Source organism: Streptomyces sp. CT34 (genome assembly GCF_000805335.1).
In the GTDB taxonomy this organism is placed as follows: domain Bacteria; phylum Actinomycetota; class Actinomycetes; order Streptomycetales; family Streptomycetaceae; genus Streptomyces.
This window is the reverse complement of record NZ_KN708638.1, coordinates 1,921,684-1,932,448: the sequence shown is the minus strand read 5'-3', so window position 1 is coordinate 1,932,448 and position 10,765 is coordinate 1,921,684. Positions and strand designations below refer to the sequence as shown.

The window sequence follows — 10,765 nt, the reverse complement described above, 5'->3', positions numbered from 1 at the left end:
GGCGCGCGGGGGGGCCCCGCCCGGCGCGTCTCCCCTCGCCGGGGCCCCGGCCGGAGCGTGGTCCGGCCGGGGCCCCGGCGAGATTCACCAGGCCCTAATCCAGGGGCCGTTCGGCGAGCGCGTCCGCCAGTGCGGCCACCAGGCGGTCCGTGGTGGCCCGGTCCCGTACGGCGAGCCGCAGCCAGTCGGGGCCCAGGCCCGGGAAGGTGTCACCGCGGCGCACCGCGAAACCGCGCGCCCGCAGTCCGGCGCGTACCGCCGCGGCACCGGGCAGCCGGACCAGGACGAACGGGCCGGCGGCCGGGCCGACCGCCCGCAGCGGGGCGAACTCGCCCAACCGGGCCAGCAGATGGCCCCGGTCCTCGGCGATCTCCTCGGCTGCCGCGGCGGCCTCGGCCAGCGCCGCCGGCTCGCAGCACGCCTCGGCGGCGGCCAGCGCGGGAGTGGAGACCGGCCACAGCGGCTGGGCCCGCTCCAGGGCCGCCAGGGTGTCCTCGGCGGCCAGCACGTAGCCGATGCGCAGACCGGCCAGCCCCCAGGTCTTGGTGAGGCTGCGCAGCACGATCAGCCCCGGCAGCTCGCCCACCCGCCCGGCCAGCGACTCCCGTTCACCGGGCACCGCGTCCATGAACGCCTCGTCCACGACCAGGGTGCGGCCGGGCCGGGCCAGCCGCTCCAGCACGGCGGCGGGGTGCAGCACGGACGTGGGGTTGGTGGGGTTGCCGACGACGACCAGGTCGGCGTCGGCGGGCACCGCGGCCGGGTCCAGCCGGAAGCCGTCCGCCTCGGTGAGCAGCACCCGCCCGACGTCGTGCCCGGCGTCCCGCAGCGCCGCCTCGGGCTCGGTGAACTGCGGGTGCACGACGACCGGCCGGCGGGCCCGTACGGCGCGCGCGATCAGCACGAACGCCTCCGCCGCACCCGCCGTCAGCAGCACCCGTCCCACCGGGAGCCGGTGCCGGGCCGCGACCGCCCGGCGGGCCGCCCGGCCGTCCGGATACCCGGCCAGGCCGTCCAACGACGCGGCGATCCGGGCCTTGAGCCAGGCCGGGGGAGTACCGGCGCGGACATTGACCGCGAGGTCGGTCAGCCCGCTCAGCGGGCCGTCGGCGCCGCGCACCTCGGCGTCGCCGTGGTGGCGCAGATCCGGTTCGCGGTGCGGCGGATGCGGCTCGCCCGGCACCGCGACCGCCGGATACGGCGCCGGCCGGGTCACGCCCGGCCCCCGGTGCCCGCCGCCGGCGGCACCGCGCCGAACGGCGGCCGGGCGTCCCCCGCCGCCGCCCGGCCGCCGCCCCGCGCCTCGCCCGCCACCGTCGCGCGGTAGCGCTCCATGACCACCTCGGCCAGCTCCGGCGCCGGGCCGATCACCTGCGCGCCGATCACCTCGGTCCCCGGGTGCGCCGCCGCCCAGCCCTCGGCCTGCATCCGCAGCCGCTCCAGGAGGTCGCCGGCGAAGTAGAAGTACGGCAGGACCACGATGCGGGTCGGGCCGGTGGCGCCGGGCGCCGCGGCGGCCAGCGCGTGGCACCGGTCGAGACCGGCCGGCACGTCCGGCGCGGCGAGCGTGACGAACGCGGTCTCCACGCCCGCGAAGCCGCGCCCCTCCCACAACAGCCGGGCGGCCCGGACCACTTCGGCATTGGCGTACGGGTCGGCCGCGCCCCGCCCCACCAGCAGCACCGTCGTCCGGGCCCGGTCCCGGGGCCGCCGCGCGCCGGCGCCCAGCGCCTCGTCCAGCCGCCGCTCCAGCACGCCGAGGAGGGCGGGGTGCGGGCCCAGCTCGGCGGCGCAGTCGTAACCGACCCCGGGGTACGCCGCGGTCGCCGCCGCCAGCGCGTCGGGCAGGCTCTCCCGCAGGGGACCGGTGGGAGCCGGCAGCAGCGGGACGGCGGTGATCCGCGTGGCGCCCCGCCGGACGAGCTCGCCGACCGCGCCGGACACCGGCCGCGGCGACCCCGCGGCGCCGAAGAACCCGCCGGCGACGGGCACTTCGGGGTGGCGCTCGGCGAGCGTGTGCACCAGCGCCTCCAGGGCGTCGGCGGCGCCTTCGTGCCGTGTGCCGTGACCGGCGATGAGCAGTGCGGGAGGGGGAGTCACAACATCTCCTTGTACCGGGGGTTTCACCGGCGGGCGTACTGCCGCCGACATCCGCCGTCCGCCGGTCCGCGCCGGGGCGGGGCGGACCGGGGGAGGGGCAAGACGATATCCGCAGTGGCCGACGGGGCTCCGGTCGCTCCCTGCGTACCGGAGGTAATGGCCGAACTGCCCCAAGTGTCCGCCCCGGTGGGCGCGGCGAGGGCACAGGTGGCCATCGGCGGCCGACCGTCCGGCGCGGAGGCGCGCTTCCCGGCGACGAGCCGGGCGCCCGGACCGGCGGCCAGCAGGGCGGCGGCCTCGGCGACGCTCGGGGTGCCGGCCGCGGCCCGTACGGTGGCGGACGGTGCAGGTACCGGCACCGCCGCCAGCGCCGCCGCCGGATAGGAGCGCAGCGGTACCCCGAGCCGCCGGGCCGCGCCCAGCAGTCCGGGCTCCGCCGCCTTGGCCGCCACCGTGGCCAGCGCGGCGAGCGCGGCCGGCGGCCGGCCCGCCGCCGCGAGCACGGCGCCGATCAGCTCCAGCACCTCCGCCTCCGGGACGCCGCGGCGGGCGCCGACCCCGGCGATCAGCACGGGCGCGGGCCGCCCGGCGCCGGAGCCGGAGTCCGCCGCGCGCCGGCCGCCGTCCGGCACCGGGCGCCTCAACGGCCGAAACCGCCGGCAGCGCCGGAACCGCCGACAGGGCCGGAACCGCCGACAGAGCCGACAGCGCCGGCAGAGTCGATGGCGCTGACAGCGCTGACAGCGCAGACAGCGCCGGAATCGCCCGGATTGCGGCCGGTGGTCGGGCCGGGCCCGCTCACCGGCCGCCGCCCGCGAGGGCCGCCGCGTCCCCCGAGGGGGCCGCCGGGCCGCGCCGGGCCGCGCCGGCCACCAGCCGCACCGCCAGCGAGGGTTCGGCCGCCCAGTGCACATGCAGATACGAGGCGTGCACCCCGCCCGCCACATAGCCCTCCACGGCGCGCGCCGGGTGCGTCACACCCCACGCCGGGGACGGTCCGGCGCCCGGCTCCAGCGCCGTGCGGTGGAACTCGTGGCCGCGCACCCGGGTCCCGGCCACCGCCAGCGCGTTGTCCTGGAGGGCCACCGCCTCCCGGTAGCCGAGGGTCAGCCGCTCCGTCATCCGGGCGTCGGCGGGCAGCACCCCGCACATCGGCTTCCCGTCGAGCGACCGGGCCAGATACAGCAGCCCGGCGCACTCGGCGGTCACCGGCGCCCCGGAGGCGGCCAGCTCCGCCACCGCCGTCCGCAGCGGCGCGTTCGCCGACAGGTCCGGCGCGTACACCTCGGGGAAGCCGCCGCCGATCACCAACCCCCGCGTGCCGGGCGGCAGTTGCTCGTCGTGCAGCGGGTCGAACGGGACCACGTCGGCGCCCGCCGCGGTCAGCAGCTCGGCATGCTCGGCGTACGAGAAGGTGAACGCGGCACCGCCCGCGACCGCGATCAGCGGCCGGCCGGCGGACGCCGCCCCCGCGGACCGCCCGGCCGGCACCGCCGCGACCGCCCTGATCTCGGCCGCCGGATCCCACGCCGTGGCCGGCAGCTCCGGCACGTTCCGCGCCAGCGCCAGCAGCGCCGCCAGGTCGCAGCCCTCGCGCACCCGCGCGGCCAGTTCCGCCACCGACTCCACCGCCTCGGCGCGCCGTTCGGCGACCGGCACCAGGCCCAGGTGCCGGGACGGCGTACGGGCCTGCCCGGTGCGGCGCAGCGCACCGAGCACCGGCACCCCGGAGGAGCCCATGGCGTCCCGCAGCAGCTCCTCGTGGCGGTCCGAGCCGACCTTGTTGAGGATCACCCCGGCCAGCCGCACCTCCGGGTCCCACGACGCGAAGCCGTGCACCAGCGCGGCCACCGACCGGGACTGCGACGACGCGTCCACCACCAGCACCACGGGCGCCCGCAGCACCTTGGCGACCTGCGCCGTCGAGCTGAGCTCACCCATCCCGGACGCCCCGTCGAACAGCCCCATCACGCCCTCGACGAGCGCCAGATCGGCGCCCGCCGCACCGTGCAGGAACAGCGGCGCGATCCGCTCCGGGCCGCACAGGTAGGCGTCCAGGTTCCGGCCGGGACGGCCGGTGGCCAGTGCGTGGTAGCCGGGGTCGATGTAGTCCGGCCCCACCTTGTGCGGCGACACCGTGAGCCCCGCCTCGGCGAAGGCCGCCATCAGCCCGGTGGCCACCGTCGTCTTCCCGGCGCCCGAGGACGGCGCGGCGATCACCAGCCGGGGGACGGCGGTACCGCTCATGACGTCCTCACCATTCGATGCCCCGCTGGCCCTTCTGCCCCGCGTCCATCGGGTGCTTGACCTTCGTCATGTCCGTCACCAGATCGGCGAAGTCCAGCAGCGGCTCCGGCGCGTCCCGCCCGGTGATGACGACATGCTGCGCACCGGGCCGGTCGCGCAGCACCGACACCACCTCGTCGACGTCCACCCAGCCCCACTTCAGCGGATAGGCGAACTCGTCCAGCACCAGCAGCTTGTAGGTCCCGGCGGCCAGGTCCCGCTTGACCTGCTCCCAACCCTCCCGGGCCGCTTCCTCGTTGCTGAACTGGGAGTCGCGCTGGACCCAGGACCAGCCCTCGCCCATCTTGTGCCAGGCGACGGTGCCGCCCTCCCCGGAGTCGCCGAGCACCTTCAGCGCCCGCTCCTCGCCGACCTTCCACTTCGCCGACTTCACGAACTGGAACACCCCGACCGGCCAGCCCTGGTTCCAGGCCCGCAGCGCCAGCCCGAAGGCGGCGGTGGACTTGCCCTTGCCCCGGCCCGTGTGGACCAGGACCAGCGGGCGGTTGCGGCGCTGGCGGGTGGTGAGCCCGTCGTCCGGTACGACGGACGGCTGTCCCTGCGGCATTACGCGGCCTTCCTGTTGACGTGATCCCGGTCCCGGCCGGCACCACTGCCGCCGCGAACCGGCCTGCCCTGCACGGTCCGTACGAGCGCGGAGACGCTGTCCGCGCGCAGCTCGTCGAGGGTGATCGCGGGACCGCCCAGGTCCCGCGCCAGTTCGGCGGCCAGCCCCAGCCGGACCGGTCCCGCCTCGCAGTCCACCACCACCGACGCGGTGCCCTCGGCGGCCAGCAGCCGCGCCGCGCGGCGGGCGCGGACCAGCGGCCCGCCCGTCGCCCGACCACCGCCGCCCCTGCCCGAGGCGCCGCGCGCCGCCCCTTCTGATGTGCCGGTGGCCCGGCCGTCGGTCACCACCACGAGCAGCGGGCGGCGGGACGCGTCCCGCATCCGCTCCACCCGCAGTACCTCATGGGCCTTCAACAGCCCCTCCGACAGCGGCGTACGGCCGCCCGTCGGCAGCTGCTCCAGGCGCGCCGCGCCCGCCTCGACGGACGACGTCGGCGGCAGCGCCAGCTCCGCCCCCGAGCCGCGGAAGGTGATCAGCCCGACCTTGTCCCGCCGCTGGTAGGCGTCCAGCAGCAGCGACAGCACCGCGCCCTTGACCGCGCCCATCCGCTTCCGCGCCGCCATCGACCCGGACGCGTCCACGACGAACAGCACCAGGTTGCCCTCGCGTCCCTCGCGCACCGCCTCGCGCAGATCGTCCCGGCGCACCACCAGCCCCGGCCCGCGCCGCCCGCGTGCCCGCTGGTGCGGCGCCGCGGCCTGCACCGTCGCCGCCAGATGCAGCCTGCCCAGGGCGCCTTGGGGCCGCCGCGAGCCGGTCGTCCGGCCGTGCGCGGTACGCGCCCGCGACCGCCGGCCGTCCGCGCCCTCGCCCAACCCCGGCACATCCAGCCGCCGGGTCCGGAACGGCTCGGCGGCGCCCACCGCCGGCTGCTCCCGGCCGGGCCCGGACGCGACGGGCTCGCCCTCCGGCTCGTGCTCCGGGTCCTCGGGGCGGGCCGGCGGCTCCGGCTCCTGCTGGCGCGGCAGTTCGGGACCGGGCGGCTCCTGCGGTCCGCCGTCCTGAGGGGGCGGCCCGCCGGGGCCGCCACCGGGACCGCCGTCCGGACCGTCCGGCTCCGGATCGTCCCCGCCGTCCCCTTCCGGCTCCCGCTCGGCGGTCTCCTCCAGCACCTCGTCGAGCTTGTCCTCGTCAAGTCCCGGCGCGTCGAAGGGGTTCCGCCGGCGCCGGTGCGGCAGCGCCAGCAGCGCGGCCTGCCGCACGTCCTCGGACCGCACCTCGGTACGCCCCGCCCACGCCGCGAGCGCGGTCGCCGTGCGGGCCATCACGATGTCCGCCCGCATCCCGTCCACCTCGAACGCGGCACAGGTCGCGGCGATCTGCCGCAGCGCGGCGTCCCCCAGCTCCACCGACGGCAGCACCTCCCGCGCCCGCGCGATGCGGTGGCGCAGCTCCCGCTCCTCGTCCGCCCAGCGCGCCGCGAAGCCCGCCGGATCGGCGTCGTACGCCAGCCGGCGCCGGACCACCTCCACCCGCTGCTCCGGCTCCCGGGAGGCCGCGACCTCCACGGTCAGCCCGAACCGGTCCAGCAACTGCGGCCGGAGCTCGCCCTCTTCGGGGTTCATGGTGCCGACGAGCAGGAACCGGGCGGCGTGCCGCACCGAGACGCCCTCGCGCTCAACGTACGAGGCGCCCATGGCGGCGGCGTCCAGCAGGAGGTCGACCAGGTGGTCGTGGAGCAGGTTGACCTCGTCGACGTACAGCACGCCCCGGTGCGCGTCCGCCAGCAGCCCCGGCTCGAACGCCTTCACGCCCTCCGACAGGGCCCGTTCGATGTCCAGCGCGCCCACCAGTCGGTCCTCGGAGGCACCGACCGGCAGTTCGACCATCCGCGTCGGGCGGTCCTCGCCGGCGGTGTCCGTCCCGTGCGGGCCGTCGGGGCACCCGGGGTCCGGGGCGGCGGGCGCGCAGGCGAAGCGGCAGCCGCCGACCACGTCCACGGCCGGCATCAGCTCCGCCAGACCGCGCACCATCGTCGACTTCGCGGTGCCCTTCTCGCCGCGCACCAGCACTCCGCCGATGGCCGGGGAGATGGCGTTCAGCAGCAGGCCCAGCCGCATGTCGTCCATGCCGACGACGGCGGTGAACGGGTACTGCCGGGTGGTGTGTTGCGTCTTGTGCGTCGTTGTCATGCCGTGTCGTCCTCCACGTCGCCGGCCGCCTCCGGTCCTGTCCACTGCTCGGTACCCCTCACGGCGCCCCCGGCGGGACGAACGGCAGCCCCGCCGGCACCCCGTCCTCGATCAGCCGCAGCAGCGCCGCCGTGTCCGCGTGCTCCTCGATCAGATCCCCCAGCCGGTCCAGCTGCTCCTCGCGCAGCGCGCCGAAGCTCGTGTCCGGGGCCGGTACGAACCGGCGGCCCGCCACCCGCGCCACCTCCCGCAGGAACGCCCGCCGAAAGCCGTCGCTCTCCAGCGAGCCGTGCCAGTGCGTGCCCCACACGGAGCCCACCCGGCAGCCGTCCAGGAAGGCTTCCCCGCCACCGACCTCGGCCACACCGTGGTGGATCTCGTAGCCCTCGACGCGCTCCCCCAGGGCCTCGCCGACCGGCCGCGCCAGGCACTTCTCCCGGCCGAACCGGACGCGTACCGGCAGCAGCCCCAGCGCGTCCACCTTCCCCGCCCGCGACTCGACCTCGTCGTCGATGTGCTCGCCGAGCACCTGGAAGCCGCCGCAGATGCCGAGCACCGGACGGCCCTCGGCGGCCCGCCGGGCGAGCGCGTCCGCCAGCCCCCGCTCGCGCAGCCATTCCAGCGCCCGCACCGTCCCGCGGGTGCCCGGCACCACCACCAGGTCGGCGTCGGCGAGTTCCTCGGGCCGGTCGACGAACCGCACCACCACGCCCGGCTCCGCCGCCAGCGCGTCCACATCGGTGAAGTTGGACATCAGCGGCACCGCGCACACCGCGACCCGGAGCACGTCCGCGCCGACCGGCGGGGCCACCACGGACTCGCGGACCGTGCCGCGCAGCGACACCCGGAGGCCGTCCTCCTCGTCGATGCCGAGCCCGTGCGCGTACGGCAGCACGCCGAACGTCCGCCGCCCGGTGAGCCCGCGCAGCATCTCCAGGCCCGGCTCCAGCAGCGACACGTCCCCGCGGAACTTGTTGACCAGATAGCCCGCGACCAGTTCCTGGTCCGCCGCGGACAGCAGCGCCGTGGTCCCGAAGAACGACGCGAAGACGCCGCCGCGGTCGATGTCGCCGACCACCACGACCGGGATCCGCGCCGCCCGGGCGATGCCCATGTTGACGATGTCGGTGCGGCGCAGATTGATCTCCGCGGGGCTGCCGGCGCCCTCGCAGATCACCGCGTCGTACGTCCGCCGCAGCTCCGCCAGGCAGTCGGTCACCGTCCCCAGCAGCTGCTCCCGCCCGCTCCCGTACGCCGCCTCGCCGGGGGAGGCCGCGGCCGGCCGCGGCGCCGCGGGCCCGGCCGTGCCGAAGTACCCGCGCGCGCTCAGCTCGCCCACCGGCCTGCCCAGCAGCACCACTTGGCTGCTGCGGTCGCCGCCCGGCTTGAGCAGCACCGGGTTCATCAGGGCCGTGGGCTCCACCCGTGCCGCCGCCGCCTGCATCGCCTGCGCCCGGCCGATCTCCGCGCCCTCGCGGGTCACGAACGAGTTCAGCGACATGTTCTGCGCCTTGAAGGGCGCCACCTTGACGCCCCGGCGCGCCAGCCAGCGGCAGATGCCCGCCGTGACCACGCTCTTGCCCGCGTCCGACGTCGTACCGGCCACCAGCAGCCCGCCACCGACGCCCCCACCGGGCACCGCACTCCGCCCGCTCAACGGGTCCTCCTCACGTCGTCACGCCCCGGCCGTACGCCACCGCGAGCCGCCCCGCGACCGTCGCGCCCAGCGCCAGCAGGCTCACCCGCCGCGAGAGCCGTACCGCCCGCTCGATGTCGGGCGCCGCGGCCGGCCGCGCCCCGCCGTTGAGCACCGGGCGGTGCTCCACCCGCCCGCCGTACGCCAGCGTGCCGCCCAGCCGTACGCCCAGGGCGCCCGCGAACGACGCCTCCACGGGGCCCGCGTTGGGGCTCGGGTGCGCCCCGCCGTCGGCCCGCCAGGCCCGCAGCGCACCGCGCCGGTCGGGGCCCGCGAGCACCGTCAGGGCGGCGGTCAGCCGGGAGCCCGGCCAGCCGGCCGCGTCGTCCAGCCGGGCCGCGGCCCAGCCGAAGCGCCGGTAGCGCGGCGACTTGTGACCCACCATCGCGTCGAGCGTGTTCACCGCCCGGAACGCCACCAGACCGGGCACCCCGCCCAGCGCGCCCCAGACCAGGGCGCCCACCACCGCGTCCGAGGTGTTCTCGGCGACCGACTCCACCACCGCACGGGCCATCTGCGGCCCGTCCAGCGCCTGCGGATCGCGCCCGCACAGATGCGGCAGCCGCTCCCGCGCCACGTCCAGGTCGCCGGCCGCCAGCGCCCCGCCGACGGCCCGTGCCTCCCGCCCCAGCGACGTACCGCCCAGAACGGCCCACACCGCCGCCGCGGTCAGCGCCACCCGGGCGCCGCGGCGGTCCCGTACGGCGCGCTCCAGCAGCGCCGCGCCGACGGCCGCACCGCCCGCGCACAGCACGGTGTGCGCCGCCCCGTACCCGCGGTGGTCGCGCCACAGCCGGCGCTCGACGGCGCCCGCGACCCGGCCGAACGCGGCCACCGGATGGCCCCGCCGGGGATCCGCCGCGACCAGGTCGCCGAGAAAGCCGAGGGCCGCGCCGCACGCGTACCCCGCGTGTTCGCCGCGCACCGGATCAGACCGCCGTCCCGCCGCGAAGGGACCCCGCGCGGGCGGGGAGCGAACGTCTCGTACGGCGGCATCGCGAACGGCAGCCCGGCATGGCGGTATGTCCTCACTCAGGGTCCGCGCCCTGGCTCGACGTGACGGCGACAAGAGTCTCCTGGCTCCCGGATCGGCGCTTCCCCCGGCCTTCCAGCCCGCGAGCGGCACCCGTGGGGGCCCGGAGCCGTGACCTTCTCTGGAGGAGCGCTCCCCGGTGACAGTGGCGGGACCGCGCCGGATTCTCACCGGACTTCCTCAGCTGTCGCCGATTGGCCCGGGCAGTCCACCACGCCCCGCGAACGCCCGTCAACTCGGCTTTGACCTGCCACGCAGCCCCGCCGCGAGCCCTGTGTCACAGACCACAGGGTGGTGCCGGTGTCACGCACGGTTGCTCTCGGGACTGATCCCGCGTCACTATCTGAGGCACGGTGGGCGATGGGGCCTGCCGGAAGGGGGCCGGGGGATGCCGGAGAGCGCTGCACGCGACGAGGGCCGGGAAGCGACCGGAGACGAGATCCGCATCAGGATCACGGGCACCAACAATCCGCACCAGGACATCGAGGACCTGAAGGCGTGGCTGGAGCGCGAGCCCTGGCTGGGGCGGCGGCGGCACGACTGGGACCGGCGGCCCCGCCCCGCGGAGGCACCCGCCGCGCCGGCCCCCGGTGAGGCAACCGACCTCCACGACATGGCGATCGGCGTCGACGACCTGGTCCTGGTGGTGGTCGGCGCGGTGGTCACCGAGATCACCAAGTCGCTGGGCATCGCGTTACGGGAATGGCTGCGGCGGCGCAAGGAGGCGCGCGAGGCGGGCGAGCAGCCCGACGTGTCCGTCGGCACCGGCGCGGTCCTCCGCCAGATCGGCGGCGCGGACCCCGAACGGCCCGCCGGACCGGGCCCGGGACGGCCCGACCCGCACAGCGCGGCGGACGGGGGCGGCAGCACCGGCGAGGACTGACCCG

At 77.3% G+C, this 10,765-nt stretch carries 9 protein-coding genes and 1 riboswitch; of the genes, 1 reads left to right on the top strand and 8 read right to left on the bottom strand.

Going from position 1 to position 10,765, the window contains the following annotated elements; genetic code table 11:
- Positions 1–94: 94 nt before the first annotated feature.
- The 8 genes from cobC to RZ84_RS08595 all read right to left on the bottom strand — a co-directional run bounded on the left by cobC (position 95) and on the right by RZ84_RS08595 (position 9,770).
- Positions 95–1,183 carry an Rv2231c family pyridoxal phosphate-dependent protein CobC gene (gene cobC, locus RZ84_RS08630; RefSeq protein WP_043269414.1) on the bottom strand — a complete coding sequence of 363 codons (1,089 nt, stop codon included), beginning with the start codon at positions 1,181–1,183 and terminating at the stop codon, positions 95–97.
- Positions 1,184–1,212: 29 nt separating this feature from the next.
- Entirely contained in the window at positions 1,213–2,151 is a 939-nt protein-coding gene (locus RZ84_RS08625; protein ID WP_078893640.1) for a sirohydrochlorin chelatase, read from the bottom strand.
- Positions 2,124–2,744, bottom strand: coding sequence for a cobalamin biosynthesis protein (locus RZ84_RS35495; RefSeq protein ID WP_241777625.1), 621 nt, complete (start codon positions 2,742–2,744; stop codon positions 2,124–2,126). The genes RZ84_RS08625 and RZ84_RS35495 overlap by 28 nt, the downstream gene beginning before the upstream one ends.
- Positions 2,745–2,898: 154 nt before the next feature.
- Entirely contained in the window at positions 2,899–4,347 is a 1,449-nt protein-coding gene (locus RZ84_RS08615; RefSeq protein ID WP_043263804.1) for a cobyrinate a,c-diamide synthase, read from the bottom strand.
- 7 nt (positions 4,348–4,354) lie between these two features.
- Positions 4,355–4,954 (bottom strand): cob(I)yrinic acid a,c-diamide adenosyltransferase, encoded by a 600-nt coding sequence (gene cobO / locus RZ84_RS08610; RefSeq protein WP_043263803.1) that lies wholly within the window; start codon positions 4,952–4,954, stop codon positions 4,355–4,357.
- Complete coding sequence (locus RZ84_RS08605) at positions 4,954–7,149, bottom strand: putative cobaltochelatase (RefSeq protein WP_043263802.1); 2,196 nt, start codon at positions 7,147–7,149, stop codon at positions 4,954–4,956. The genes cobO and RZ84_RS08605 overlap by 1 nt, the downstream gene beginning before the upstream one ends.
- Before the next feature lie 58 nt (positions 7,150–7,207).
- Positions 7,208–8,806 (bottom strand): cobyric acid synthase, encoded by a 1,599-nt coding sequence (locus RZ84_RS08600; RefSeq protein ID WP_043263801.1) that lies wholly within the window; start codon positions 8,804–8,806, stop codon positions 7,208–7,210.
- Between the two features lie 10 nt (positions 8,807–8,816).
- The gene (locus RZ84_RS08595) at positions 8,817–9,770 is read right to left on the bottom strand and encodes a cobalamin biosynthesis protein (protein ID WP_043263800.1); all 954 of its coding nucleotides are present in this window, start codon (positions 9,768–9,770) and stop codon (positions 8,817–8,819) included.
- Positions 9,771–9,914: 144 nt separating this feature from the next.
- A riboswitch (cobalamin riboswitch) is annotated at positions 9,915–10,061 on the bottom strand.
- 205 nt (positions 10,062–10,266) lie between these two features.
- Between RZ84_RS08595 and RZ84_RS08590 the strand changes: the two genes are divergently transcribed.
- Positions 10,267–10,761 carry a hypothetical protein gene (locus tag RZ84_RS08590; protein ID WP_043263799.1) on the top strand — a complete coding sequence of 165 codons (495 nt, stop codon included), beginning with the start codon at positions 10,267–10,269 and terminating at the stop codon, positions 10,759–10,761.
- The last annotated feature ends 4 nt before the right edge of the window (positions 10,762–10,765 follow it).

What these genes read in the sequence shown, in the direction of transcription:
- RZ84_RS08625 (WP_078893640.1), bottom strand. Translation starts at nt 2,151, where the DNA reads ATGTCGGCGGCAGTACGCCCGCCGGTGAAACCCCCGGTACAAGGAGAT.
- RZ84_RS08605 (WP_043263802.1), bottom strand. Translation starts at nt 7,149, where the DNA reads ATGACAACGACGCACAAGACGCAACACACCACCCGGCAGTACCCGTTC.
- cobO (WP_043263803.1), bottom strand. Translation starts at nt 4,954, where the DNA reads ATGCCGCAGGGACAGCCGTCCGTCGTACCGGACGACGGGCTCACCACC.
- RZ84_RS08615 (WP_043263804.1), bottom strand. Translation starts at nt 4,347, where the DNA reads ATGAGCGGTACCGCCGTCCCCCGGCTGGTGATCGCCGCGCCGTCCTCG.
- RZ84_RS08590 (WP_043263799.1), top strand. Translation starts at nt 10,267, where the DNA reads ATGCCGGAGAGCGCTGCACGCGACGAGGGCCGGGAAGCGACCGGAGAC.